This is a genomic window from Comamonas sp. CMM02, assembly GCF_014851485.1.
Taxonomy (GTDB): domain Bacteria; phylum Pseudomonadota; class Gammaproteobacteria; order Burkholderiales; family Burkholderiaceae_C; genus Comamonas; species Comamonas avium.
On record NZ_JACUZW010000001.1, the window covers coordinates 88,580 to 115,463 of the forward strand.

Below are 26,884 nucleotides of genomic sequence, written 5' to 3' on the forward strand. Positions count from 1 at the left end.
TTGACAATAGTGCCCATGGCTGCGCCCCGCTGCGCAGCGACTGAACAGAAAGAAAACCATGTCTGACATCCTCCAAAAAATCTGCGAAGTCAAAGTCCAGGAAGTAGCCGCGGCCCAGCGTGCGATTGCGTTGGCTGAAATGCGCCGCGATGCCGAAAGCCGCATCTCCACCCGTGACTTTGTTGGTGCGCTGCGCGCCAAAATCGCCAAAGGCCAGGCCGGGGTGATTGCCGAAGTGAAGAAGGCCAGCCCCAGCAAGGGCGTGATCCGTGCCGACTTTGACCCCGCTGACATTGCCCAGAGCTACATGGTGGGCAACGGCAAGATCAGCGCTGCCTGTCTGTCGGTGCTGACTGACCGCCAGTTCTTTCAGGGCCAGCCCGATTACCTCAAGCAAGCGCGTGCCAGCACGCTGCTGCCGGTGCTGCGCAAGGACTTCATGATCGACCCCTACCAGATCTATGAATCACGTGTCATGGGTGCCGACTGCGTGCTGCTGATTGCAGCATGCCTGGATGATGCGCAGATGGCCGAGATGGAGCAGATTGCCTGCAGCCTGGACATGGCCGTGCTGGTGGAAGTGCACGACGGCAAAGAGCTGGAGCGTGCGCTCAAGCTCAAGACGCCTTTGGTGGGTATCAACAACCGCAATCTGCGCACGTTTGAAGTCGACATTCAAACCTCCATCACGCTCAAGCAGGAAGTGCCCGCAGACCGTTTGCTGGTGACCGAATCGGGCATCCTGACGCAAGACGACGTGCAGCGCCTGCGCGGCGCAGGCATTGATGCCTTCTTGGTGGGTGAAGCCTTCATGCGTGCCCCCGAACCCGGCGAAGCGCTGGCCAAGCTGTTTGCGTAACTGCAAGATGGGCTGGCGCAGCAGCACCCGTTTCGCTGGCGCGTCAGGATGGCAAGGCAAGTGTTGATGCTCTGCACTTGTGAGCTGATAGTGCTTGCCTTGGATTGTGTTGAATAGAAATTGAATTGAAATGACCGAATCACCAGCGCAAGCTGCTACCCAATTGATGAGCGCAGACCCTGCTGGCTGGATGGTGGCAGACGGCTGGCGCGGGGCGGTTACATCGTTCTTCACTTCGCCCAAGGGGCAGCAGTTGCAGGCCTATCTGCAGCAGCGCCTGCAGGCGGGTGCGGTGATTTTCCCGCCTCAGCCTTTGCGTGCGCTGGAGCTCACTGCTCCCGAAGATGTGCGCGTGGTTATCTTGGGGCAAGACCCTTACCACGGTCGCGGTCAAGCGGAAGGTCTGGCGTTTTCCGTCGCGCCAGGTGTGCGCCTGCCACCGTCGCTGCTCAACATCTTCAAGGAAATGCAGCGCGACCTGGGCGCGCCTTTTCCGCCCATGCCCCAGCCCGGAGGTTCTTTGGTCAAGTGGGCGCAAAACGGTGTGCTGCTGCTCAATACCTGCCTGACGGTGGAAGAGGGCCAGGCCGCCAGCCACAGCAAGCGCGGCTGGGAAGAGCTGACCGATGCGGTCATCCGCCAGGTGGCCGAGCAAGGCCGCCCCACGGTGTTCATGCTCTGGGGTGCCCACGCACAGTCCAAGCAGTCTCTGATTCCACAAGACAGGGGCCATCTGGTGCTGATGAGCAACCACCCGTCTCCACTGTCTGCGCTGCGTCCGCCGGTGCCGTTCATTGGCAACGGCCATTTCAGTCAGGCCAAGGCCTTTCGTGAACAACACGGATATTGAGCGAGCATGTCTTCTTCACCCTATATCGTTGGCCGTATCCCGAAGCTGCCGCCCAAGTACGCCTTGGTCGTCATGCCCTTCTTCATGTCTGGCCTGATGTCCGGAATCATCTGCATGGTCAATCTGGTGCGCGCCATGGGCTGGACCACGCAAGTGCTGCGCGCCTGGCCCTCCACCTGGCTGCTGGCGTGGGCGGTGGCTTTCCCGACGGTGCTGCTGGTGATCCCGCTGGTCAAGCGCATCACCACGAAGCTGGTGCGGTTGTCTTAGTTCGTGCCTGTAGTGTCTGTCGCAGCAAACACTCCAAAGCACGGCGTGCAAATGTCCACTTGATGCATGAAGCAGCGGTTGGCTGCCGCTAGGTGGCGGCGTGGTCGGTTGCTGTCCTGGCCAGGCATGAGAAGTGGTTTTTTCGGCAATCAAACGACTGACTCTTTTGTAAAGAGTTCAGCACATACTGACATGGGTCTGTGCAGCAGGCGGAGCCTGAGCGTGCCTCGCTATTGTGTTATGTCTTAAAACCCAATGAGCGACGCAGGCGTCGTACTTTGTCGGCTTGTTCAGGATTTTGAGCAGCACTACGCAGTGCTTGGCGAGCCAAAACGAACAACAACATCAGCAAGCCCGTGCCAAGCGTGGCTACGACGGCAAGAAAGGCCTTTTTGGGTTTGATAGGGAATTCTGGCAGCGTTGGTTTCTGAGAAAAACTGTCCGATGTCAGTCCTTCAATTTGAGATTCAAGAAGGACAATATTACGTAGCAGAGCGCTGTTAGATGTCAGCAACTCACCGTACAAACGGGTGGTGCTTTCATTAGTCACCCCATTGGCAAGGGCCTTGACGGTTATGGCTTCCAGGCTATTGCCTGAATCTAAACGTTCTTTTGCGGCCTTTAATTGGATCTGCAGGCGTTCCAGCTCGGCGGGGTTGGGGACTGTTTTTTTCAGAGCATGTTGCCAAATGGATGCATTGAGCTCTTGAGCCGCCTCAGGTGTCTGAGCCTGCGTTTTTAGTGTCACTATCTGGTCTTGATTACCGACGGAAACTTGGAGGCTGTTGCGCAAAGCGGTGACACGGCTAGTCATGCTTTGAGTGGGCTCAAACTTGATGTCAGAGGCAACTGCCTCCAAAACATCTGCAGACTTGAGATAACTGCTCAACAAGTGGCCTGAAAAGTTCAGCCCTGGCTTCTCCGGGCTCAACATGGACTCGCTTTGGTAGGTTTTATCCATTCCATAACTGAAGCCCAATGTAGCCACACCGACCAGCAGCGGAATGAAGATCAGCAACTTCAGATTTTCTGCAATCACGATCAACAAATCGATCAGTTCAATCTCATCGCTGTTGACTTCGACAAGAGGCGCTTCATTTGTTGTCATGAATTTGTGATTCCAAGCTTAAAAACTACCAATCTAACATGGTACAAGGGTAGTCAACTTTGGCGTTGCAGGGTGAGCCACATGCTGAACAAGCCGCAGCCCATGATGATGGCCATGCCCATCAGCGAGATGCCATCGGGTATCTGGCCAAAAAACAGCCAGCCCATGCCCATGGCAAAGCCTATCTGGCTGTACAGAAAAGGCGACACCACAGATGGGGTGGCAAAGGTAAAGGCCTGCAGCAGCAGCAGGTGGCCAATGCCGCTGCACAGACCCATGACCGCCACGGCCAGCCAGATGTGCCACTGGGCAATCGGCTCCCAGATCCACGGAATCAGTGGCGCAGTGGCGATCACGGGCAGCCATGTGGTGTACAGCTGCGTGGTGGTGGGGTGCTCTAGCCGCGCCAGCCGGCTGCCCAGCAGCTGGTAGGTGGTGCCACACAGCAGCACACCCACGGGTGCCAGCGCCATCCAGCCCAGTGGCATGCCATCTTGCTCGGGCCGCACGATGGCGATCACGGCGAGCAGGCCAATGACCAGCAAGGCCCAGCGTGCAGCACTGACTTTTTCACCAAACAGCAGGGCAGAGGCCACTACGATCAGCAGCGGCCCTGCCGACCAGACCGCCGTGAAGTTGGCCAGCGGCATGTTCTGGATGCAATAAAAGGCAAAGACGGTGGTCATGACCCCGCTGAGGGCTCGGCCGATCTGGAATTTGGGGTGTGTCGTACGCAGCGCATGCAGGCCGTGTCGTGGCAGTACCCAGGCGGTGGTTACCACGGCCTGGGCCACAAAGCGCAACCAGACCACCATCAGCATGGGCAGGTACTGGCCGGTGTACTTGGTGCCGCTGTCCAGCAGTGCAAACAGCGCACATGCGCTGATGGTGAGGGCAATGCCCGTGAGTGTGGCGCGAACGGGGGAAATGGTGGCCACTGGCCCGATGGAGGACGACATGCTGTCCACCCACTTTCTGCAACAAACGAATGCCACCAGCATGGCGGCGAAGCCGGGCGCGAAGGGGCTTCGCCAATTCCGGAAAAGGCCTGCACCGGGCACGCCACGCGCCGCAGATTTTAGTGCGTCTATCTGGCCAAGTTCGGCTCTTGCGTGACATGCTGTTTTCTGATCTTGGACAAGCTTGCATGACCACTTGGCACATGTTGAGAATGATTCTCATACAATAAGACATCTTCGCAATGTTGCTGGTGCCTTTGGGGCCAAGGAAAAAGAACATGAACGCTGTATGGACACGCCGCCAAACTCTGGGCGGCCTGGTGTTAGCTTTGACACTGCCTTTTGCTGCTGCGCACGCCGCAAGCACGATCAAGGTGAATGACAACACGGGAGAGGTGCAGATGCCCGTGAAGCCCAAGACGGTGCTCGTGTACGACTATGGCGCGCTGGACATCATCCAGACGCTCGGTGGCGATGTGGCGGGCAATCCGCACCAAGCCTTGCCTCCTGCTTTGAAGCACTACGCTGATGCCGGCAAGTACGCCAACATCGGCACCTTGTTTGAGCCGGACTACGAGAAGGTGAAAGCCCTCAAGCCCGATTTGATCATTGCAGGCAATCGCTCGCTGCCCAAGATTGATGAGCTCAAGAAGTTCGCACCAGTGCTGGACATTACGATTGATAACCAAAATCAGATGGCCCACGTGTACCGCAACATCCGCAGCATTGCGGCCATTTACGGGGTGCCTGAAAAGGGCGAGCAGCAGATCAAAGAGATTGACGCAGGCATTGCTGATGTGAAGGCCAAGGCGGCCAACAAGGGCGGTGCATTGTTCCTGATGACGAATGGTGGCAAGCTCAGCGCTTACGGCCCCGGCTCGCGTTTTGACATGCTGTATTCGGTGTTTGGCGTGAACCCCATCAAGGACAAGATTGAAGTGTCCAAGCATGGTCAGGCGGTGTCGTTTGAATACCTGCTCAAGACCAATCCTGATTATCTGCTGGTGCTTGACCGTGATGCCGCGATTGGCAACGACGGCCAGGCTGCACAAAAGCTGCTGGACAATAAGCTGGTGCATGCCACCAAGGCATGGCGCAACAAGCAGGTGGTCTATCTGAATGCAGCCAACTGGTACACGATGTCCAACGCCAGCCCAACTGCGTTGAAAGAGAATTTGAAACAGCTAGCAGATGCTTTTTACAAGTAAACAAACACCCGCTGGGCGCGTTGCGCTGGCGTGGACAGGGGCCCTTGTGGCCCTTTTTGCATTGGCGCTATGGAGTTTGTCGGTGGGCGTGAGCGATGTGTCTTGGGACACCTTGTGGAGCGACAGCGACGACGACATGGTGGCCCAGGTGCTGATGTATTCGCGCGTACCACGCACGCTGGCGCTGATGCTGGCGGGCAGTGCCATGGCGGTGGCGGGTTTGCTCATGCAGATGCTGGCGCGCAACCATTTTGTGGAGCCATCCACCATGGGCACCGTAGAGTCGGCCACGCTGGGCATGCTGTTTTGCATGCTGTGGGCGCCAGATCTGCCGGTGTTTGCCAAGATGGGTGTGTCTGCGGCCACGGCCATGGCGGGCACGGCACTGTTTTTGGCGGTGCTTGCGCGCATACGCCTGCGCTCGGCATGGATCGTGCCGCTGGTGGGGTTGATTTTGGCTGGGGTGATTGAGGCGGGCACTACCTTTATCGCCTACCAGCACGACATGATTCAGTCGCTGCGGGCCTTCTCCAATGGCGACTTTTCGGTAGTGATCGAAGGCCGCTATGAAATGCTCTGGCTGTCGCTGGGCATGACGGCGCTGGCGTGTCTGGCTGCCGACCGTTTTACGGTGGCGGGCCTGGGTGAATCGTTCGCCACCAATCTGGGGATGAACTACAAGCGGCTGGTGCTGCAGGGCTTGATTGTGGTGTCAGTGGTGACGGCCTGCATTGTGGTGACCGTCGGTTCGATCCCCTTTGTGGGTCTGATCATTCCCAACGTGGTGCGCCTGATGGTGGGGGACAACGTGCGTCGCAGCGTGCTGTGGGTGGCGACTGCAGGGGCTGCGCTGACGCTGGTGTGTGACCTGTTTGGCCGTCTCATCATTGCGCCCTATGAGGTGCCCGTGGGCACGGTGATGGGTGTGGTGGGCAGTGCCTTGTTCTTGGTGATTTTGTTGCGCCGTCGTGCGAAGCAGGGGTAGGCATGGCGCAAGATTTGTATGTGGCTGCACAGCCCGCCAGAGGGTGGGAGCGGCGCAGTGTGCGTCTGGCCACGCTGGCTGTCATGGCGCTGATGGCGGCGCTGGCGTTCATGACGCTGGGGGTCGAGGCAGACTGGGCTTTTGTGCTGCAGCACCGTGGCACCAAGGTGGTAACCATGGTGATCGTGGCCTGCGCGCTGGGCATGTCCACCGTGGTGTTTCAGACCGTGACGCACAACACCATCCTGACACCTGCGGTGATGGGGCTGGATGCGCTGTATCTGTTTTTGCAGGCCGTGCTGGTGCTGGTGCTGGGCTCTGTCGGCGTGGTGGGCATGGGTGTGCTGCCCAAGTTTGCGATGGAAATCGCATTGATGGTGACCCTGAGCGTGGCGCTGATGCGCTGGCTGTTCACCGGCCATACCAGCAGCCTGCACTTGATGCTGCTGGTGGGCATGGTCATGGGCATTTTGTTTCGCAGCATGACCAGCTTTGCGATGCGCATGATTGACCCCAATGAGTTCGCCACGCTGCAAGACCGCATGTTTGCCAACTTCAACACCATCCACACGCAGCTGCTGTGGCCCTCGCTGGCCTTGCTGGTGCTGGGGGCACTTTATTTCTGGCGTCAGCGGCATGTGCTGGATGTGCTGGCGCTGGGGCGTGATGCGGCGGTGAATCTGGGCATCAACTACCAGCCGCAGGTGCTGCGTTTGCTGGTGGTGATGTGCACCATGGTGGCCATCTCCACCGCACTGGTCGGGCCGGTGACTTTCTTTGGCCTTCTGGTAGCCAACATGGCCTACCAGTGGATGGGCACACGCCGCCATCAGTGGGTGCTTCCCGCCGTGGTGCTGTGGGGCTGTGTGCTGCTGCTGGCCGGGCAGGTGGTGCTGGAGCGGGTGCTGGGCTTTAACTCGGCCTTGTCGGTGGTGGTGGAGTTTGTTGGCGGGCTGGTGTTTATCTACCTGCTGATGCGCAAAGGTAAACAATGATCGAAACACGTGATGTGGTGAAAACCCACGGCAAGACCACGGTGCTGCACGCGGTGAGCGTGCAAATCCCTGAACAGCAATTGACCGCCATCATCGGCCCCAACGGAGCGGGGAAAAGCACCTTGCTGTCGATGGTCAGCCGCCTGGCTCCCATGACCGCTGGCACGGCCACAGTGGGGGGGCTGGATGTGGCCACCACCGCCAGCGATGCGCTGGCCAAGGTGATGGCCATCTTGCGTCAGGACAACCAGTCTGCGCTGCGCCTGACGGTGCGTGATCTGGTGGGCTTTGGCCGCTTTCCGCACAGCAAGGGTCGCATGACGGCAGAGGATGTGCGCCATGTGGATGAGGCGCTGGATTTTCTGCAACTCAACGCGCTGGCAGACCGTTATCTGGATGAGCTCTCGGGTGGCCAGCGCCAGCGTGCCTACATCGCCATGGTGCTGTGCCAGGACACCCCCTACATTTTGCTGGATGAGCCGCTCAACAACCTCGACATGGCACATGCGGCCAGCATGATGAAGCTGCTGCGCCGCATGGTGCAAGAGCGCGGCAAAACGGTGGTTGTGGTACTGCACGACATTAACTTTGCCAGTTGCTATGCCGACCACATCATCGCCATGAAAGACGGCCATGTAGCCTACGAGGGTGGTCCGCTGCTGGTGGTGCGCGATGAGGTTCTGAGCGCGCTGTACGGGATGGATGTGACGGTGCATGAGATCCTGGGTCAGCGGCTGTGCCACTACTTTGCGTAGCGCCTTTTCAGTAAAAAATTAGCGCTGCTGGCACTGTCACTGTCACTGGCGCTGGCGCTGGCGCTGGTACTGGTACTGGTACTGGTACTAGAGCGGAAAAATACAGCGTTCCAAGGTGTTTTTGCTCAAGGCGCTGGCTGTGCAAATGCAGGTGGCCATGGCTTTGAAAACATCTTTGCACCCTGGCCATCTCTGGCATAAACCATGCGCTGCGCCAGCGTGCACTCCAAGTGCGCTGCGTGCATCTGCAGCTGGCGTTGTGCGGGTGCTGAAAAACGCTTTGCAGGATGGTTGCAGCTGTGCCTGCAGGCAGCGCGAAATGCGCCGCAACCCCAGGCAGCCCCGATAGACTCACCGCATGCACGCCGATTCGCTTTCACCCCCCGCTTTTCCTTCCTCGTCCGAACAGGCCGCGGCGCCGCCAGCGCCAGTGTCGCGGCAAGGCTTGCTCGCCATGGGCTTGCTGCAAGGCCTGGCGCTGTATGTGCTGATGGAGTGGATGAAGGGCAGCGATGGTGCGGCTGATCGATCCTGGCTGGTGCTGTGGACGCTGCTCATCGTGCTGCCTGCGCTGTTCATGGGCATGGCTGTCTCCCGCTGGCGTCAGGCGGCGCTGTGGGCCGGCGGTGCCGTGATGGCTGCGGTGGTGCTGGCCATGGGAGGCTGGGCCGTGTGGCGCAGCCTGCACAGTGAAGCCGGGCATGAAGGCACGCTGCTGCGGCTGGTGGGCGCTATTGCGCTGTGGTGGTTTGTGGCGCTGGCATGGTTTCAAGCCCGTCTGGAGCAAGGCAGCTGGCGCATTGCTTATGGGCGGCTGTTTGTCCATGCCTGGAACAACGCGCTGGTGCTGGCTCTGGCCAGCCTGTGCGTGCAGCTGATCTGGGGCGTGCTGTGGCTGTGGGCCGGGCTATTTGCGCTGGTGGGGGTGAAATGGTTTGCCACATTATTCAGTCAGATGTGGTTTGTGCTGCCCGCCACCGGCCTGGCAGCAGGTCTGGGCTTGTGGATGGCCCGCACACAGGAGCGACCCATTCAAATGGCCCGCCAGGTGCTGCTGGCGCTGGGGCGCTTGTTGCTGCCGCTGATGGCCTGGGTGCTGGTGCTGTTTGTGGCCATGCTGGTCTTTACCGGCGTTGAAAAACTGTGGGCCACACGGTTTGCCGCCGCATTGCTGATGTGCGTTTTGCTGGCTCACCTGTGGCTGGTGAATGCGGTCTACCAAGATGGCGCTGTGCCGCAAGGGCCGTACCCGCGCTGGGTGCTGCATCTGGTACATGCCAGCCTGCTGGCCATGCCCGTACTGGCCACACTGGCCAGTGTGGCCGTGGGGCTGCGGGTGGCGCAATACGGCTGGACTGCCGAGCGCCTGTGGGCGGCGGCAGGCAGTGGCCTGCTGTGGCTGTATGCCGCAGGCTACGCCTGGGCCGCTATTGGCAACAGCCGCGCCAGTGGTGCCGGGCAGGGGAGGCCGTGGCTGTCTGGGGTCAGTGGGGTCAATCGAGGCATGTCGCTGCTGGTGCTGGCGGTGTTGCTGGCCTTGCAGACACCGTTGCTGGACCCTGATCGCCTCAGTGCGCGCAGCCAGCTGGCGCAACTGGCATCGGGGGCGCAAACCATCACCCCTGCACGCCTGAAAGCCTTGAAATTTGACCATGGCCCTTACGGCGCTGCGGCACTGTCAGAGCTGGCCGAGTCACCGACTGCCCAGCAGGCGCAGGTGAAGGCATGGATAGAGAAAATTGCGGGCAGTGCAACCCGTGCAGATGCCGTGCTGGAGCGCGAAGACGAAGACGAAGACGAGGACGAGGTGGTGGATGTGCCCACTGCCCAGACACGCATTCGCACGGTGGCGGGCGATGTGCCCGCAGCGGATTGGTGGCTGTGGCTGCAGGCACAAACGCGCAGCCAGTATTGGGCTTCTTCCTGCGTGGCCGAAGATGCACAGTGCGTGCTGGTGGGTGGGGATTGGGACAAAGATGGCCAGACCGACTACTTGCTGTGTAATCTGGGGTCGTCTTCACCGCGCTGCCAGCTGACGGCGCGTGAAGCCAGCACACGCGCTGACGTGCCGGGCGCGTGGCGTGATGAAGGCCGCGTGCAGTGGCCTTACATGGACGATGCGCACCAGCGAAGCAGTCTGAGTCAAGCGTTGCGCAGCGGGCAGGTGCAAACGCTGCCACCCCGCTGGCCGCAATGGCAGGTACAGGTGCAAGACGCTGAGCAGAACGTGACGCCGGCGGTGGGCCAGCAAGAGGCCATGCGGTGACCATCATAAAAAAGAGCTGCTAGCGCATGTGTATCAACGTTTTCAAAGTGTTTTAACTTTGAAAAGCCCTGCTGATATGCGCTAGTAGCTCATTTTTTAATGATCTGCCAGATCAACGACGGCGTTCCAGCAGCATCGAGTCGCCGTAGCTGAAGAAACGGTAATCATTGGCAATGGCGTGCTGGTACACATCCATGATGTGCTTGTAGCCCGCCAGCGCGCTCACCAGCATCATCAGCGTGCTTTTGGGCAGGTGAAAGTTGGTGATCAGCGCATCCACCACGCGGAACTCAAAACCCGGGGTAATGAAGATGTTGGTGTCGCCTGAAATCTGGCCAGAGCGTGCCCAGGATTCGAGTGTGCGCACGCTGGTCGTGCCCACTGCAATGATGCGGCCACGGCGCTGGCGGCAGCGCTCCAGCGCAGCCAGCGTAGGCAGCGGAATGTTGTACCACTCGGTGTGCATCTGGTGCTCGGCCAGGTTTTCGGTTTTCACGGGCTGGAAGGTACCTGCACCCACGTGCAGCGTGACGGCTGCGGTCTCTACGCCTTTAGCTTTGAGCGCAGCCAGCACCTTCTCGTCAAAGTGCAGCGCTGCTGTGGGTGCGGCCACGGCACCGGGGTGGCTGGCAAACACCGTCTGGTAGCGCTCGGCATCTTCTGCTTCATCGGGGTCTACCTCGGCGTTCTGGTTGCGCGCAATGTAGGGCGGCAGGGGCAGGTGGCCAAACTGGTCCATCAGCTGCCATGGTGTTTCGCCTTTAGCTCCTTGCAGTGCAAAGCGGAACAAGGGGCCGTTTTCATCGGGCCAGCGGTCTAGCAGTACCGCATCAAAACCACCGTTTCTGATGCCACCGCACAGGTGCACACGGGCTCCGGGCAAAGGCTTTTTGCTGACCTTCATGTGCGCCACAACTTCGTTGCCCTGCAGCACGCGCTCAATGAGCAGCTCCAGCTTGCCGCCGCTGGCTTTTTCACCAAATACGCGGGCCTTGACCACCTTGGTGTCGTTGAACACCAGCAGGTCGCCTTCGCGCAGCAAATCGGGCAGTTCTTTGAAAATGCGGTCCACCAGCTCCGGTGCCCGTGCATCCAGCAGGCGCGAGGCGCTGCGCTCGGCAGCAGGGTGTTGGGCAATCAGGTGCTCGGGGAGCACAAAGTCGAAATCACTGAGGGTATGAGCGCGGGGGCTGAGAGACATGCGTGTTCTTGAGGGCTGAACAAGCCCGTTCCAAGGTGAAGACAAAAGAAGTAATTCTCGCAAATCTGGGTGCTGCGACGTCGTTTGAAGCCAACAATGCCCCTGATGACTTTGGGTAAGCCCTCGGTAGCAAGGGGTGCATCCTTTGATGCGCATCACGAACGCCGTTGAAATCGTCCTTACACTGACTTACATATTTTTTACTATGTGATCGGCTTGGTATGGATACCACTTTTGTATGGGATCAGCATTTCGTGACGGATCTCGAGTCCGTAGACGAGCAGCACCATGCCTTGGTGGATCTGTTCAACGAACTGAGCCGGGGCCTTTTTTCCAAACGCAGTGACCGTGAGGTGGTGCTGGCCGACACCTATGCGCGTCTGCTGTCGTACACCGAGCATCACTTCCAGGAAGAAGAGGAGTTGATGGCGAAATTTGCCGTCGATCCCCGGCATGTCGAGAGCCACCGCAGCATGCACCAGCAATTTGTGGAGCAGGTCATCATGCTGTGGGCGCAGCGCACCACCATGACGGATCCGGCCACCACTTTGGTGGGCTTTCTGACGTCATGGCTGGGCTTGCACATTCTGGGCATCGATCAGTCCATGGCGCGGCAGATCAAGTCCATCCGCGAAGGCATGGGGCCGGCCGACGCCTACGACAAAGAGCGCGGCAACCACGACAACGGCACACAGGCGCTGCTCAAGATGATTGGCAAGCTGTACACGGCGCTGACGGCCCAGAACGCGCAGCTGGCACTGGCCAATCAAACGCTGGAAGCGCGGGTGGCCCGTCGCACGCGGGAGCTGGAAGATGCCAACGCCAGATTGAAGGCCCTGTCGTGCACAGATGCTTTGCTGGGCATTGCCAACCGTGCGCACTTCAATGAGCGCCTGGAGCAGACCTGCGCCATTGCACGTCGCAGTGGCCGGCCTGTGGGCATGCTGCTGATTGATGTGGACTATTTCAAGCGCTACAACGACCGCTATGGTCACTTGCAGGGAGACTCGTGCTTGCAAGCCGTGGCCAAAGCCATTCAGGGCTGCGCGCACCGTGAAACCGATGTGGTGGCCCGGTATGGTGGAGAGGAGTTTGCCGTCATCCTGGCCGACACTGACATGGACGGTGCCTACGCCGTTGCACAGCGCATGGTGCTGGCGGTACAGGCCCTGGGCCTGGCGCACGACAGCTCTCAGGCTGCACCGGTGGTGACCATCAGCGCAGGTGCGTGCAGTCTGGTGCCCACAGGTGCTGGCGCCAAGTTGCTGGTGCGCGAGGCGGATCAGGCGCTGTACCGCGCCAAGGGGGCGGGCCGCAATTGCGCCATGAAGCCCGAAACGGCCGAGCGGTCCCTATAAATTCAGCCACACAGGGCAGGGCATCTGGCTGTGCGTTGGTGCAAGGTGCTGCCAGCCGCGTAAGCCGTGCGTGCTTTGGGGTGCGAGGGGCTGAAAGCCTTGACCTGATGGCATGCACAGGCCTGGTGGGCCACCTGCTGGTTTCAGGAGATGCGCACGCTTGTTCTTGGCAAAGCAGCAGCGCGCCAGCCAAAACGGTGGGACATAAGGCCACTGCCAGCTATCCGTACTTTTGAATACGCCGAGTGACCTAGCTTGGCACGGTTGCCGCGTGCATGATGGCAGCCTGATGCGTAAAACCCAGTCCCAGAGTCTGCGAACAACGGGCCACATGGTGTACAGGGTGTGTACCGACCACAAGCTGTGGTGGTGAGCCAGGTCACCAGTGCTTGCATGCAGTTTCCCTGCCCTGTACGTGCATGAAACTGTGGGCTTAAGCTTGTGCACGCTGCCTTGCGTGTTAGCCTTTTCCTCCAAGCCAGCGATTACTCCAACGTTTCAAGATTCATGCCTTCTTCCCCCGCACCGACCAGCAAAAAAACGGCCCCCAGTGCTGCACAGCAAGTCATGCACAAGCTGGGTCTGGTGCGTGATATTGATCTGGTCTTGCACCTGCCCCTGCGCTATGAGGATGAAACCAAAATCACCTTGCTGCGCAATGCCCGCGATGGCGATACGGTGCAGATTGAAGCGACGGTCACGCAGTGCGAGGTGCAGCTGCGGCCTCGGCGCATGCTTAAGGTGACAGTGGAAGACGAGACCGGCAACTGTGTGCTGACCTTCTTTAGTTTTTATCCCTCACAGCAAAAAACCATGGCCGTGGGTACGGTGCTGCGTATTCGGGGTGAGATCAAAGGCGGTTTCTGGGGGCGGCAGATGCTGCACCCCGCCTTCAAGGTGGCCGGTGGCGAGCTGCCGCAAGCGTTGACCCCGGTGTATCCCACTGCCGCCGGGCTGCCCCAGCCCTATTTGCGCCGTGCCATTGCCAGCGCGCTGCAACGCGTGCAATTGCCTGAAACCTTGCCCCCGGATACGCCCCCGCCTGTGATGAGCTACTGGGGTGACAATGGTTTGCAGCCAATGATGGGGCTGCGTGAATCGCTGTCTTTCTTGCACCACCCAACGCCCGACGTGGCGCTGGTCACGCTGGAAGACCACAGCCACCCGGCATGGCAGCGGCTGAAGGCCGAAGAGCTGCTGGCGCAGCAGCTGTCGCAATACCGTTCCAAGCAAGAACGTGCGGCCTTGAAGGCTCCGCGTTTGACGGTGCCTGCGCCGCAAGCCGGCACCCAGACGCTGGTGGAGCAGTTCTTGCAGCAGCTGCCATTTGGGCTCACGGGTGCCCAGCAGCGCGTGTGCCGGGAAATTGCCGAAGACATGGCGCGTGCCAGCCCCATGCACCGCCTGCTGCAAGGCGATGTGGGCTCTGGCAAGACGGTGGTGGCAGCCATGTCGGCCATGGTCTGCATTGCCTCTGGCTGGCAGTGCGCTTTGATGGCTCCGACCGAAATTTTGGCGGAACAGCACTTTGGCAAGCTGGTGGGATGGCTGGAGCCTATTTTGGCCCCACTGGGCAAGAAAGTAGCCTGGCTGTCGGGTGCGCAAAAGAAAAAAGAGCGCACAGCCATGCTGGAGCTGGTGGCCAGTGGCGAAGCCGCCTTGGTGGTGGGCACACATGCGGTGATCCAGGAGCAGGTGCAGTTTCACAGTCTGGCGCTGGCCGTCATTGACGAGCAGCACCGCTTTGGTGTGGCGCAGCGTCTGGCTTTGCGCCAGAAGCTGGCGCACAAGGGGCTGGAGCCCCATTTGCTGATGATGAGTGCCACCCCCATTCCGCGTACCCTGGCCATGAGCTATTACGCAGACCTGGATGTATCGGTCATTGATGAGCTGCCGCCGGGGCGCACCCCCATCGTGACCAAGGTGATCTCAGACAGCCGCAAAGACGAGGTCATTGCGCGCATTGGTGCCCAGGTTGCGGCGGGGCGCCAGGTCTACTGGGTGTGTCCGCTGATTGAGGAAAGTGAAACGCTTGATCTGTCCAATGCCACGGCCACCCACGCCGATTTGAGTGAAGCTTTGCCCGGCGTCGCCGTGGGCCTGCTGCACTCACGCATGCCCACGGCAGACAAGAAGGCCGTGATGGAGCTGTTCACCGCGGGCATCATGGGCGTGCTGGTGTCCACCACCGTCATTGAGGTGGGCGTGGATGTACCCAATGCATCGCTGATGGTGATTGAGCATGCCGAGCGCTTTGGGCTCAGTCAGCTGCACCAGTTGCGTGGACGTGTCGGGCGCGGTGCTGCAGCCTCTGCATGCGTGCTGCTGTACGCGGTCAATGACAATGGTCGCTTATCGGATACCGGCAAGGAGCGTTTGCGGGCGATGGCCGAGACCAATGACGGTTTTGAGATAGCGCGCCGCGATTTGGAAATACGTGGGCCGGGTGAATTTCTGGGTGCCAGGCAGTCTGGCGATGCCATGCTGCGGTTTGCCGATTTGGACAAAGACATTGCCTTGCTGGAGTGGGCGCGAGAATTGGCCCCTGTGATGCTGGCGCAGCACCCCCATTTGGCGGCCACGCACATTCAGCGCTGGTTGGGCGCAAAATCTGAATTCCTCAAGGCGTAGGACAAAAACGGATTTGTTCGCAATAACCGGCAAAGACCGGGTATTGAACAGTCTGCGAACCAAACATTTGTTTACATAAATGCACAATAATTGCTCGATCTTCGATAGGCATACTCAAAAGTCATGACGCTTACAGAACTGAAATACATCGTTGCCGTTGCTCGCGAAAAACACTTTGGCCGTGCAGCTGACGCCTGCTATGTATCGCAGCCCACGTTGTCGGTGGCCATCAAGAAGCTGGAAGAAGAGCTGGACGTCAAAATCTTTGAGCGCAGCGCAGGCGAAGTGTCGGTGACGCCGCTGGGGGAATCCATCGTGCGCCAGGCGCAAAGCGTGCTGGAGCAGGCCGCAGAGATCAAGGAAATTGCCAAGCGCGGCAAAGACCCGCTGTCGGGCGTGCTCACTTTGGGCGTGATCTACACCATTGGCCCCTATCTGCTGCCGGAGCTGGTGCGCAACTCCATCAAGATGACGCCGCAAATGCCGCTGATGCTGCAGGAGAACTTCACCGTCAAGCTCCTGGAGATGCTGCGCACAGGTGAAATCGATTGCGCCATCGTGGCCGAGCCATTTCCTGAAACCGGTCTGGCGACCGCAGCACTGTATGACGAGCCCTTTATGGCTGCGGTGCCCAATACCCACCCTCTGGCGAACCAGGAATCGGTGACGACCACAGAGCTCAAGAACGAAACCATGCTGCTCTTGGGTGCCGGTCACTGCTTCCGCGACCATGTGCTGGAGGTGTGCCCTGAATTTGCACGCTATGCCAGCAACGCAGAAGGCATTCGCCGCACGTTTGAAGGCTCTTCTCTGGAGACCATCAAGCACATGGTGGCCGCAGGCATGGGCGTGACGCTGGTTCCGCGCTTGTCTGTCCCCAAAGACGCCCTGGTCACGCAGCGCCGCCGCACATCGGACGACCCCCACATTCGCTATCTGCCAATTCGTGCAGAAGATGGCCACCCGCCACCAAGCCGCCGCGTGGTGCTGGTGTGGCGCCGCAGCTTTACCCGCTACGAAGCGATTGCCGCCTTGCGCAATGCCGTGTACGCCTGCGAGCTGACCGGCGCCGAGCTGCTGACCTGAGCGTGACCCTGGAGCGCGTGCCTTGCCATAAGTCATTGACTGACGCGGTTGTGTACACGTGCATGCGCTACAGTAAGAACCACCCAACCCCGAGCAACATCGTGGATGTTGTCCGGTTTTGCATGATCGAGGAGATACATCATGGCTAGAGAAACCAAGAAGCAAACTGTCAAAGCGGCACAAGCACCTGCCGGCATGCCCATCAATATCGGCATCAATGACAAAGACCGCGCAGCCATTGCCAATGGCCTGTCGCGTTTGCTGGCAGACACGTACACGCTGTATCTGACGACGCACAACTTCCACTGGAACGTCACAGGACCCATGTTCAACACGCTGCACACCATGTTCATGGGGCAGTACACCGAACTGTGGAATGCCGTAGACCCCGTGGCAGAGCGCATTCGCTCACTGGGCCATTTCGCACCCGGTTCGTACGGCCAGTTTGGCAAGCTGACCAGCCTGCCCGATGTGCCCGCAACCCCTCCCAAGGCCATGGACATGATCCGTATTCTGGTGGAGGGCAACGAGGCCGTGGCCCGCACAGCCCGTGAACTGTTCCCCCTGGCTGACAAGGCCAGCGACGAACCTACCGCCGACTTGCTGACACAGCGCCTGACCGTGCACGAGCAAAACGCATGGATGCTGCGCTCCTTGCTGGAAGACTGATACCTGCATTGCGCTGCAGGGGCTGATACCAGTACCTGCAGCCTGCACAACGCCCGCACCCAGCGGGCGTTGTGCTTTTAGCGTGACAATTTGCCCATGACCACTTCCACGCCTACGCACGCAGCCAAGCCTGCACCGCGCTCCAAAATTGCGCTGTACCTAGATCTGATTCGCTTTAACCGCCCTGCCGGATGGCTGGTGCTGGTCTGGCCCACACTGGCCGCGTTGTGGGTGGCTGGTGACGGTTTTCCGGGCTGGCACCTGCTGGTGGTTTTTGTGCTGGGCACATTCTTGATGCGCAGTGCAGGCTGCACCATCAATGACATTGCGGACCGTGATTTTGACAAGCACGTCAAACGCACCACACAGCGCCCGATTACGAGTGGGCAAATCAGCGTCAAAGAAGCTGCCATGGTGGGCGTGGTGCTCACCCTGGTGGCTTTCGGGCTGGTGCTCACCACCCGGTGGGAGGCGGTTGCATGGTCGGTGCCGGCGGTGCTGTTCACTATCCTTTACCCCTTCACCAAGCGTTTTTTTGCCATGCCGCAGGCCTTCTTGGGCATTGCATTCAACTTTGGCATCGTGATCGCGTTTGCAGCGGTCACCGGCAGCGTGGGCTGGACTGCGTGGATTTTGTGGCTGGCCAATATGTTTCTGGTGCTGGCGTACGACACGGAATACGCCATGGTGGACCGCGACGATGATCTCAAGATTGGCATGAAAACCTCGGCCATCACGTTGGGGCGTTTTGACGTGCTGGGCATCATGGCCTTCTTTGTGCTGTGCATGGTTCTGACGATCTGGGCGTTGCTGCCCTATGGCCTGGGCTGGCCTTTCTGGCTGGGCATGGCTGGGGCAGCGGCGCAGGTGGCGTGGCACTTCACCCTGATCAAAGACCGCCAGCGCGCAGGCTGCTTTGTAGCTTTCAGCAAGAGCCACTACATCGGCCTGACAATTTTTGCCGGTATTGCACTGGGATTTGGCCTGCGTTGAGTGGGCAGCGGGCCAGGGTGCAGGTGGCGCAAACGCAGCCATCTGCATGCAGTGAACGCACACGGCGCGTGGCCTCGGTTTGTATATCCGTACGCGGGTTGGCTTTGAAAGTGGGAAGATGCAACGCAGACAGTGGCTGGGTGCCGCAGCAGGTGCAGCGGCCTTGGTGGCCACGGGAGCACGCATGACAGCAAGTAACAACCTTCCAGACGCCGCAGCGCAGGCCGGGGTCACAGAACTGCAGCCCTCGGCCCGCATGCCGGTGCTGTTTGTGGGGCACGGCAGCCCCATGAACGCGATCGAAGACAACGCCTACCGCCAAAGCTGGCAGCAATTGGGCCAGGAGCTGCTGCAGCGCGTAGAGCGGCCTCAACTGGTGCTGTGCATCTCTGCGCACTGGATCACGCAGGGACAGGGTTCGCTGCTGACCGGCATGGCGCAGCCCCGGACCATCCATGACTTTGGTGGTTTTCCTGACGAGCTGTTTGCCCAGCAATACCCCGCGCCGGGTGCACCTGCGCTGGCGCAGCAACTGGCTCAAGAACTGCACAACCCCCACACCCAGCAGGCGCTGGGTGTGGATGGGCATGCCTGGGGGCTGGACCACGGCACGTGGAGCGTGCTCAAGCCCATGTTCCCCGATGCGTCCATCCCCGTAGTGCAACTGAGCATGGACTACAGCCGCCCCCCCGCAGAGCACTTTGCGCTGGGCCAGCAGTTGCAGCAACTGCGCGAGCGCGGCGTGCTGATTGTGGGCAGTGGCAATGCCGTGCACAACCTGCGTGCCCTGCAGCGTACACAGTCGCCGCTGCAGGCATATGACTGGGCCATCGAGTTTGACCAGATGGTGACCGGGCATGTTGAAAAAGGCGATCTGGCCGGGCTGAGCAACTTTCAGCAAATGGGCAGCGTGGCGCAGATGGCGCACCCGACGCACGACCACTATCTACCGCTTTTGTATGCGGCAGGTGCTGTGGGCAGCGGCGAGCGCGCACGGTTTTTCAATGCTGATTTTCAGATGGCATCGATCTCCATGCGCTCCATGCTCTGGGGTGCTTGACGCCGCTGGTTGCCCAGACCGTGATGCATCGGTGCGCTGGTGGCACGCACTCAGGTGCTAAAGCTCTAAATCGCTAAATCGCTGTCTGGTTTGATGCGCTTTTTCTCAAACACTGCCTGCAATGTGCGGCCCCGGCTGGCAAAGGCGGCGCACTGTGGATAAGATGCAAAAAGCCCCGCAGCAACCATGCTGGCGGGGCTTTTTTTATCGTGTTCAGCAGTGCTTACTTGCCAAACTCTGCGGCCAGTTCCTTGGCGCGGGCCTCGGCCTTGCGCAGGGCCGCGATGAAGTGCTGGGGCAGCTCGGTTTGCTGCATGTGGGTGATGGCGGCGTAGGTCGTGCCACCCTTGCTGGTGACACGTTCGCGCAGCACGCTGGCGCTTTCGTCAGAGCGGGCAGCCAGCTCGGTGGCGCCCTGGAAGGTGGCCACAGCCAGCTGGTAGGACTGATCGGCGGTCAAGCCCATGTCCACACCCGCCTGGGTCATGGCTTCCAGAAACAGAAACACATAGGCGGGGCCAGAGCCCGACATGGCGGTCACGGCGTCCAGCTTGTCTTCGGCGTCTACCCACAGAAACTGGCCTGTGCTGCCAATTACGCGCTCGATCAGGGCCTGGCCTTGGGCATTGACTTCAGGGCGGGCAAACAAGCCTGTCATGCCCTTGCCCACCAGCGCCGGGGTGTTGGGCATGGCGCGCACGATGCGGGGGGTGCCCAGCCACTGGGCAATGCTGTCGGTGGTGATGCCGGCGGCCACGCTCAGGTGCAGAGCCTGAGCGGTGTGTGCGGCCACGGGGGTGGCGGCGTCTTTGAAGCTTTGGGGTTTGACGGCCCAGACCACCAGATCCTGCCCTGCCAGCGCGGCACTGGCGGTGTGCAGGGCGGTGATGCCAAACTTGGTTTGCAGCGCGGCACGTGCAGCCTCAAAGGGCTCCACCACGGTGATGTGATCCACCGGAACGCCACGGCCAATCAGGCCGCCAATGATGGCGCTGGCCATGTTGCCGCCGCCAATGAAGGCGATGCGGGGAGAAGAAGTCTGATTCATGGCGATGCTTTCAATGAATACTTAAAAATAAGAGCTGCCAACGCTTATGGGTCAATGTTTTCAAAGTGTTTTGTATCTGAAAACACCAGTGCATAAGCGCTGATAGCTCTCTTTTTGTTGGTGTGATGCGCTAGTGCGCCGTGGTCTGGCGCACGGCGCGCTCCCAGCGCTCCATCAGTTCATCAGCCCGGGATTTGTCCAGCGTGGGCACAAAGCGGCGCTCGGCCTTCCACAGCGCCGACAGCTCATCGGTGCTTTGGTAAACGCCGCTGGACAGGCCCGCCAGATACGCTGCACCCAGTGCGGTGGTTTCCACACAGGCGGGGCGCACCACGGGAATGCCCAGCAAGTCCGCCTGAAACTGCATCAGCAGGTTGTTCACGCAGGCACCGCCGTCTACGCGCAGCTCGCTGACGGCTGCGCCGCCGTTGGCAACCGCATCGCGGCTCATGGCCAGCAGCAGGGCCGCGCTTTGGTAGGCAATCGACTCCAGCGCGGCGCGGGCAATGTGGGCAATGGTGCTGCCGCGGGTCAGGCCGGTAATGGAGCCGCGGGCATCGGGCTCCCAGTACGGCGCACCCAGACCTGTGAAGGCAGGCACCAGCATGACGCCGCCGCTGTCTGGCACGCTTTCGGCCAGTTGCTGCACCTGTCCGCTGTGCTCGATGGCCTGCAGGCCGTCGCGCAGCCACTGGACCACGGCACCGCCCACAAAAACGCTGCCTTCCAGCGCAAACTGGGGCGTGGGGCCGGGCTGGGCGGCGCTGGTGGTCAGCAAGCCGTTGGCCGAGGTCTGAAAGTGACCGCCGGTGTGCATCAGCATGAAGCAGCCCGTGCCATAGGTGTTCTTGGCCATGCCTGCCTTGAAGCAGGCCTGACCGAACAGCGCGCTTTGCTGGTCACCGGCTACGCCGCCGATGTTGATCACGCCGCCCAGCACGTCTTCAGCGGTTTTGCCAAAGTCTGCGGCAGAAGGCAGCACTTCAGGCATCAGGCTGGCAGGAATGCCCAGCAGCGCCAGCAAGTCGCTGTCCCACTGGTTGGTGTGCACGTTAAACAGCATGGTGCGGCTGGCATTGCTCACATCGGTGACGTGGCGCTTGCCGCCAGTCAGCTGCCAGATCAGCCAGCTGTCCACGGTGCCAAAGGCCAGTTCGCCACGTTCAGCCGCAGCGCGGGCGCTGGGCACGTTGTCTAGCAGCCACTTGAGCTTGGTGCCCGAGAAGTAGGCGTCAATGCGCAGGCCGGTCTTTTGCAGGATGGTGTTGCTGTGGCCTGCCTCGCGCAGCTGCTGGCAGGTGGGCTCGGCGCGGCGGTCTTGCCAGACGATGCCGTGGTGAATGGGCGCGCCCGTTCTGCGGTTCCAGACAATCGTGGTTTCGCGCTGGTTGGTAATGCCCACCGAGCGAATGTCGCTGGCTTTCAGGCCTGCTTTGGCCAGCGCTTCCTTGGCCGTGGTCAGCTGTGTGCGCCAGATTTCGTGGGGGTCATGTTCTACCCAGCCAGGGCGGGGGTAGATCTGCGGGAGCTCCTGCTGTGCCGAGGCCACGATGCGGCCCTGCGTATCAAACACGATGGAGCGGGAGCTGGAAGTGCCTTGGTCCAAGGCGAGCAGGTAGGTCGTCATAACTGACAAGGATAGGGCAGAAAAAAGCGGCCTCAGGCCGCTGGTGGGAAGGCAGGCTGCTTATTGTGCGACGATGCACTGCACTTCAGCCTCTTGCAGCAGGCTGGCGAAGTGGGCAGGAGGGGGGGCATCGGTAAATAAGCGGTCAATCTGGTTCAGTTTGGCCAGCTCTACCATGGCCTGGCGGTCAAATTTGCTGTGGTCTGCGGCCAGCCACACTTCACGCGATTGCTGAATGATGGTTTGCGCCACCTTCACTTCGCGCAAATCAAAGTCGCGCAGGCTGCCGTCTGGTTCCATGGCTGAAATGCCAATGACGGCAATGTCCACCTTGAACTGCCGGATGAAATCTACCGCAGCCTCACCCACAATGCCGCGGTCACGCGTGCGCACCACTCCGCCCGCAACAATCACTTCGCAGTCTGCGTTGCTGCTCAGGATGGCGGCCACGTTCAGGTTGTTGGTGATGACGCGCAGGCCTTGATGTCGCATCAACGCCTTGGCCACCGCTTCGGTGGTGGTGCCAATGTTCAGGATCAAGGAGCAGCCATTGGGGATGGCCTGCGCAATCGCCTTGGCAATACGTGTCTTGCCTTCGGCATGCATGGTCTGGCGGCGCGGGTGGGCAATGTTCTCTACGGTGGCGCTGGGCATGCGTACCCCACCGTGAAAGCGCACCAGAAGGCCCATTTCTGCCAGCTTTTGAATATCGCGACGCACGGTCTGTAGCGTGACTTCGAGAATTTCTGCCAGTTGCTCAACAGTGGCCGATTGCCGCTGTCGAACTTCTTCCAAAAGCTGTAGTTGACGTGGATTTGAGTTCACGGGTTAGAGATCAGGGAGTGAATAAAACCCGCCTTTACATCGCACGGGGCTGCCAAGCCTGTCATCCTAATTTCGTTTGCCAATGTAGAGCGAATTCAAACGAAAAGATGTCAGGGTATTTTTCTATATCTGATGGCCTGAAAAGAACAAAAATGATCAGAAATCGAAAGATTTCAAGCTTGTTTGGGCGGTAGTGCTTGCGCACTTCATTCATGCGACAGGGCGAGAGGTGCACATGCAACTGGTGTTGGAAAACGTAGTGCAGAAAGTCGGAGCGGCCACCTGGCTGTATCCGATGAGCCTGTCATTGCAAAGCAACGTGGTGACCGTGCTCCTGGGTGCCACACAGGCTGGCAAGACCAGTCTGATGCGCATCATGGCGGGTCTGGACACGCCCACCGAAGGGCGTGTGTGGGTAGACGGCCAGGACGTCACAGGCGTGCCGGTGCGCCAGCGCAACGTGGCCATGGTGTACCAGCAATTTATCAACTACCCGTCCATGACGGTGGCACAAAACATTGCCTCACCGCTCAAGCTGCGCGGTGATACAGACATTGCCCACAAGGTGCACAGCCTGGCACAGCGGCTGCACATTGAACCCTTCTTGGATCGATTGCCCGCAGAGCTTTCTGGCGGTCAGCAGCAGCGCGTAGCCCTGGCACGCGCCTTGGCCAAAGATGCCCCCTTGATGCTTCTGGACGAACCGCTGGTCAATCTGGACTACAAGCTGCGCGAGGGCCTGCGCGATGAATTGACGCAGCTGTTTGAGGCAGGCCGCTCTACGGTGGTGTATGCCACCACCGAACCTGCAGAAGCCCTGATGCTGGGCGGGTACACCGCCGTTTTGGAGCGGGGAGAGTTGCTGCAGTACGGGCCGACTTCAGAGGTATTTCGCTCCCCTAAATCGCTGCGTGTGGCACGCGCCTTCAGCGATCCGCCCATGAATCTGGTGCCAGTTCAGTTGCAAGACGGGGGCGCGCAGATGCGGCTGCCCAATGGGGTGGTGCTTGCCCTGCGCCAGCCTGTAGCGACTGCGGACGCAGCGGCAGTACTGGGCGTGCGTGCCAGCGCATTGACGCTGCAGGCACAGCCGGGCAGCGTGGAAGTGCGCGGGCAGGTGCATCTGGCCGAAATCTCAGGCTCTGACACGTTTGTGCATGTGCAGCTGCCATGGGGCGATTGGGTGGTACAGCTTACGGGGGTGCACAAAGTGCCGTTGAATGCGCCGATCAGCGTGTATCTGATGCCAGACGCGTGTTACGTATTTGACAGCGAGCGTGCGGCTGATCAGGGCGGTGCCTTGCTGCAACTGCCAGCGCACGCGCAGGGAGGCTGAACCATGGCACGCATTACCCTGGACCTGGCCCACGCCTACCGCCCTAAGCCTGAGCAAGACAGTGACTACGCCTTGCTGCCCATGCGCATGGAGTTTGCCGACGGCGGAGCCTACGCTTTGCTGGGCCCCTCGGGGTGCGGCAAGACAACGTTGCTCAACATCATGTCGGGCCTGGTCAAGCCCTCTCACGGCTCGGTGCTGTTTGATGGGCAGGACGTCACTGTGCGCACGCCACAGCAGCGCAATATTGCGCAAGTGTTTCAGTTCCCGGTGATCTACGACACGATGACGGTGGCTGAAAACTTGGCTTTCCCTTTGCGCAATCGCCATGTGCCAGAGGCGCAGATCAGGGAGCGTGTGGGTGTCATTGCCGAAATGCTGGAGATGAGTGGCCAGCTCAACCAGCGCGCAGCAGGTTTGGCGGCGGACGCCAAGCAAAAAATCTCGTTGGGCAGAGGCTTGGTGCGCCCTGATGTCGCTGCGGTGCTGTTTGATGAACCTCTGACCGTGATTGACCCGCATTTGAAGTGGCAGTTGCGCCGCAAGCTCAAGCAGATTCACCATGAACTGAAACTAACCCTGATCTACGTGACCCACGATCAGGTAGAGGCTTTGACGTTTGCGGATCACGTGGTCGTGATGTCGCGCGGCAAGATGGTGCAGGTGGGCTCGCCTGAAGAGCTGTTTGAGCGCCCCCAGCATGCTTTTGTGGGGCATTTCATTGGCTCGCCAGGCATGAACTTTGTACCCCTGGAGCAGCGCGACGGCGCGCTGTATATCGCCGGGCAGCAGGTGACGGCGCCGCCTGGGTTGTCTGCGGCGGCCACTGCAGCGCAGACACTGCAGCTGGGGATTCGTCCGGAGTATGTGCAACTGGTGGTGCCTCACTCTTTGGGCGCCTGGCCGGCACAAGTAGTGCGAGTGCAGGATGTGGGAACGCACAGTCTGCTGACCGCCGTGATGGCAGGCAGCGCATTGAAAGTGCGCCTGCCAGCAGGCAGGGCCACACCGGCATTGCACGAGACGGTGTGGCTGCAGCTGACAGGGCCACACACCTGCTTTTATCGCAACGAGGAGTTGCAGGCATGAGTACCACCAACAAGCCACTCAATCAGCGTGCCTGGTTGCTGATTTTGCCTGTCATGCTGTGCGTGGCGTTCTCGGCCATCTTGCCTTTGATGACGGTGGTGAACTATTCGGTACAGGACATCATCAGCCCCGAGCGGCGTGTGTTTGTGGGGACCGAGTGGTTTGCCATGGTGATGCGTGACCAAGAGCTGCACAGTGCGTTGTACCGGCAAATCGTGTTTTCTCTGTCGGTGTTGCTGGTGGAAGTTCCACTGGGCATTGCGCTGGCGCTGTCCATGCCGGAAAAAGGCTGGAAAGCCTCGGCAGTGCTGGTGCTGATTGCACTGTCACTGCTGATCCCGTGGAACGTGGTGGGCACGATCTGGCAGATCTATGGCCGCTCCGACATTGGCTTGCTGGGCGCAGCGCTCAACGGCATGGGCATTGATTACAGCTATACCGGCAACGCCATGGATGCCTGGATCACCGTCTTGGTGATGGATGTCTGGCACTGGACGCCTCTGGTGGCGCTGCTGTGCTATGCCGGTTTGCGCTCCATCCCCGATGCGTATTACCAGGCTGCCAGCATTGATGGCGCGAGCAAGTGGGCGGTGTTTCGCTTCATTCAGCTGCCCAAGCTGCGCGGCGTGCTCATGATTGCGGTGCTGCTGCGGTTTATGGACAGTTTCATGATCTACACAGAGCCCTTTGTGCTGACAGGTGGTGGCCCAGGCAATGCCACCACTTTTTTGAGCCAGTACCTCACGCAAAAGGCCGTGGGCCAGTTTGACCTGGGGCCTGCAGCGGCGTTCTCGCTGATTTATTTCCTCATCATCTTGCTGCTTTGCTTCATCCTCTACAACTGGATGCAGCGCGTGGGCACGGGTGACGCAGAGGTCAAACATGACTGAAAAACGCTTCCACAAACGCAGTGTGTTCCTGTGCCTGTATCTGGTGTTTGCAGTGTTGCCCATCTATTGGATGGTCAACATGAGTTTCAAGACCAATGAAGAAATTGTGTCCAGCTTCACGCTGTGGCCAGCCAATTTCACCTGGGCCAATTACCACACGATTTTTTTCGATCCGTCCTGGTATTCGGGCTACATCAACAGCCTGATTTACGTGGCCATCAACATGGTGATTTCGCTGACCGTGGCACTGCCCGCCGCCTATGCGTTTTCACGCTACCGGTTTCTGGGTGACAAGCATGTGTTCTTCTGGTTGCTGACCAACCGCATGACGCCGCCCGCCGTGTTCTTGCTGCCTTTTTTTCAGCTCTACACCACCGTGGGCTTGATGGATACGCACATTGCGGTGGCGCTGGCGCACTTGCTGTTTAACGTGCCGCTGGCGGTATGGATCTTGGAAGGCTTCATGAGTGGTATCCCCCGTGAAATTGATGAAACCGCCTACATCGATGGCTACAGCTTTCCGCGTTTTTTCCTCACGATCTTCCTGCCGCTGATTAAGTCGGGTGTGGGTGTGGCTGCGTTCTTTTGCTTCATGTTCAGCTGGGTGGAGCTGCTGCTGGCGCGCACGCTGACCAGCGTGAATGCCAAGCCTATTGTTGCCACCATGACGCGCACGGTCAGTGCTTCGGGGATGGACTGGGCAACGCTGGCTGCAGCCGGGGTGCTCACCATCATTCCGGGAGCCATCGTGATTTGGTTTGTGCGCCATTACATCGCCAAAGGCTTTGCGATGGGGCGCGTCTAACAGGAGAGATG

24 protein-coding genes are annotated in these 26,884 nt (G+C 59.8%); 18 read left to right on the forward strand and 6 right to left on the reverse strand.

The features are described from left to right. The first annotated feature begins 58 nt into the window (after positions 1-58). From trpC to IB213_RS00430, 3 genes are all read left to right on the forward strand, one after another. A complete protein-coding gene (gene trpC / locus IB213_RS00420; RefSeq protein WP_191722382.1) occupies positions 59-859 on the forward strand; it encodes an indole-3-glycerol phosphate synthase TrpC in 801 nt (266 codons plus the stop codon). Between the two features lie 130 nt (positions 860-989). Beyond that, a complete protein-coding gene (locus IB213_RS00425; RefSeq protein WP_191722383.1) occupies positions 990-1,709 on the forward strand; it encodes a uracil-DNA glycosylase in 720 nt (239 codons plus the stop codon). A 6-nt stretch (positions 1,710-1,715) separates the two neighbouring features. After that, the gene (locus tag IB213_RS00430) at positions 1,716-1,979 is read left to right on the forward strand and encodes a DUF2798 domain-containing protein (RefSeq protein WP_192405052.1); all 264 of its coding nucleotides are present in this window, start codon (positions 1,716-1,718) and stop codon (positions 1,977-1,979) included. Positions 1,980-2,217: 238 nt separating this feature from the next. Here IB213_RS00430 and IB213_RS00435 read toward each other — a convergent pair whose 3' ends face one another. Then, positions 2,218-3,087, reverse strand: coding sequence for a Wzz/FepE/Etk N-terminal domain-containing protein (locus tag IB213_RS00435; protein WP_192405053.1), 870 nt, complete (start codon positions 3,085-3,087; stop codon positions 2,218-2,220). Between the two features lie 53 nt (positions 3,088-3,140). Continuing rightward, the gene (locus tag IB213_RS00440; RefSeq protein ID WP_192405054.1) at positions 3,141-4,046 is read right to left on the reverse strand and encodes a DMT family transporter; all 906 of its coding nucleotides are present in this window, start codon (positions 4,044-4,046) and stop codon (positions 3,141-3,143) included. A gap of 278 nt (positions 4,047-4,324) precedes the next feature. Here IB213_RS00440 and IB213_RS00445 point away from each other — a divergent pair, with 278 nt between their 5' ends. The 5 genes from IB213_RS00445 (at position 4,325) to IB213_RS00465 (ending at position 10,255) form a co-directional block, all read left to right on the forward strand. Continuing rightward, complete coding sequence (locus IB213_RS00445) at positions 4,325-5,254, forward strand: siderophore ABC transporter substrate-binding protein (RefSeq protein WP_192405055.1); 930 nt, start codon at positions 4,325-4,327, stop codon at positions 5,252-5,254. Further along, complete coding sequence (locus IB213_RS00450) at positions 5,238-6,239, forward strand: ABC transporter permease (protein WP_192405056.1); 1,002 nt, start codon at positions 5,238-5,240, stop codon at positions 6,237-6,239. Before IB213_RS00445 ends, IB213_RS00450 begins: the two co-directional genes overlap by 17 nt. Before the next feature lie 2 nt (positions 6,240-6,241). Beyond that, positions 6,242-7,234: an iron chelate uptake ABC transporter family permease subunit gene (locus IB213_RS00455; RefSeq protein ID WP_192405057.1), complete on the forward strand. Its 993-nt coding sequence runs from the start codon at positions 6,242-6,244 to the stop codon at positions 7,232-7,234. Next, positions 7,231-7,989, forward strand: coding sequence for an ABC transporter ATP-binding protein (locus IB213_RS00460; protein ID WP_192405058.1), 759 nt, complete (start codon positions 7,231-7,233; stop codon positions 7,987-7,989). Before IB213_RS00455 ends, IB213_RS00460 begins: the two co-directional genes overlap by 4 nt. Before the next feature lie 358 nt (positions 7,990-8,347). After that, the gene (locus tag IB213_RS00465) at positions 8,348-10,255 is read left to right on the forward strand and encodes a DUF4153 domain-containing protein (protein WP_192405059.1); all 1,908 of its coding nucleotides are present in this window, start codon (positions 8,348-8,350) and stop codon (positions 10,253-10,255) included. 112 nt (positions 10,256-10,367) lie between these two features. On the opposite strand, the gene queA is transcribed toward IB213_RS00465, so the two are convergent. After that, positions 10,368-11,456, reverse strand: a complete 1,089-nt coding sequence (gene queA, locus IB213_RS00470; protein WP_192405060.1) for a tRNA preQ1(34) S-adenosylmethionine ribosyltransferase-isomerase QueA — start codon at positions 11,454-11,456, stop codon at positions 10,368-10,370. 221 nt (positions 11,457-11,677) lie between these two features. Between queA and IB213_RS00475 the strand changes: the two genes are divergently transcribed. From IB213_RS00475 to ygiD, 6 genes are all read left to right on the forward strand, one after another. Beyond that, a complete protein-coding gene (locus IB213_RS00475) occupies positions 11,678-12,814 on the forward strand; it encodes a diguanylate cyclase domain-containing protein (protein WP_191722393.1) in 1,137 nt (378 codons plus the stop codon). A 507-nt stretch (positions 12,815-13,321) separates the two neighbouring features. After that, positions 13,322-15,445 (forward strand): ATP-dependent DNA helicase RecG, encoded by a 2,124-nt coding sequence (gene recG / locus IB213_RS00480; RefSeq protein WP_192405061.1) that lies wholly within the window; start codon positions 13,322-13,324, stop codon positions 15,443-15,445. 123 nt (positions 15,446-15,568) lie between these two features. After that, positions 15,569-16,531 (forward strand): LysR substrate-binding domain-containing protein, encoded by a 963-nt coding sequence (locus IB213_RS00485; protein WP_191722395.1) that lies wholly within the window; start codon positions 15,569-15,571, stop codon positions 16,529-16,531. Between the two features lie 141 nt (positions 16,532-16,672). Then, entirely contained in the window at positions 16,673-17,200 is a 528-nt protein-coding gene (locus tag IB213_RS00490) for a Dps family protein (RefSeq protein ID WP_191722396.1), read from the forward strand. A gap of 96 nt (positions 17,201-17,296) precedes the next feature. Beyond that, entirely contained in the window at positions 17,297-18,193 is an 897-nt protein-coding gene (gene ubiA, locus IB213_RS00495) for a 4-hydroxybenzoate octaprenyltransferase (RefSeq protein WP_192405062.1), read from the forward strand. A gap of 118 nt (positions 18,194-18,311) precedes the next feature. Then, positions 18,312-19,253, forward strand: coding sequence for a 4,5-DOPA dioxygenase extradiol (gene ygiD, locus IB213_RS00500; RefSeq protein ID WP_370551125.1), 942 nt, complete (start codon positions 18,312-18,314; stop codon positions 19,251-19,253). Positions 19,254-19,476: 223 nt separating this feature from the next. On the opposite strand, the gene proC is transcribed toward ygiD, so the two are convergent. The 3 genes from proC to IB213_RS00515 all read right to left on the reverse strand — a co-directional run bounded on the left by proC (position 19,477) and on the right by IB213_RS00515 (position 22,753). Further along, positions 19,477-20,301, reverse strand: a complete 825-nt coding sequence (proC, locus tag IB213_RS00505; protein ID WP_191722398.1) for a pyrroline-5-carboxylate reductase — start codon at positions 20,299-20,301, stop codon at positions 19,477-19,479. Between the two features lie 130 nt (positions 20,302-20,431). Beyond that, the gene (glpK, locus tag IB213_RS00510; RefSeq protein WP_192405063.1) at positions 20,432-21,928 is read right to left on the reverse strand and encodes a glycerol kinase GlpK; all 1,497 of its coding nucleotides are present in this window, start codon (positions 21,926-21,928) and stop codon (positions 20,432-20,434) included. Between the two features lie 60 nt (positions 21,929-21,988). Next, complete coding sequence (locus tag IB213_RS00515; RefSeq protein WP_191722400.1) at positions 21,989-22,753, reverse strand: DeoR/GlpR family DNA-binding transcription regulator; 765 nt, start codon at positions 22,751-22,753, stop codon at positions 21,989-21,991. Positions 22,754-22,988: 235 nt separating this feature from the next. Between IB213_RS00515 and IB213_RS00520 the strand changes: the two genes are divergently transcribed. Genes IB213_RS00520 through IB213_RS00535 form a run of 4 tightly spaced genes read left to right on the forward strand, consistent with a single transcriptional unit; the run spans position 22,989 to position 26,873 of the window. After that, the gene (locus IB213_RS00520) at positions 22,989-24,089 is read left to right on the forward strand and encodes an ABC transporter ATP-binding protein (RefSeq protein ID WP_192405064.1); all 1,101 of its coding nucleotides are present in this window, start codon (positions 22,989-22,991) and stop codon (positions 24,087-24,089) included. A 3-nt stretch (positions 24,090-24,092) separates the two neighbouring features. Continuing rightward, positions 24,093-25,178, forward strand: coding sequence for an ABC transporter ATP-binding protein (locus tag IB213_RS00525; protein ID WP_192405065.1), 1,086 nt, complete (start codon positions 24,093-24,095; stop codon positions 25,176-25,178). Next, a complete protein-coding gene (locus IB213_RS00530) occupies positions 25,175-26,068 on the forward strand; it encodes a carbohydrate ABC transporter permease (RefSeq protein WP_191722403.1) in 894 nt (297 codons plus the stop codon). The genes IB213_RS00525 and IB213_RS00530 overlap by 4 nt, the downstream gene beginning before the upstream one ends. After that, positions 26,061-26,873: a carbohydrate ABC transporter permease gene (locus IB213_RS00535; protein WP_192405066.1), complete on the forward strand. Its 813-nt coding sequence runs from the start codon at positions 26,061-26,063 to the stop codon at positions 26,871-26,873. Before IB213_RS00530 ends, IB213_RS00535 begins: the two co-directional genes overlap by 8 nt. Positions 26,874-26,884: the final 11 nt, after the last annotated feature.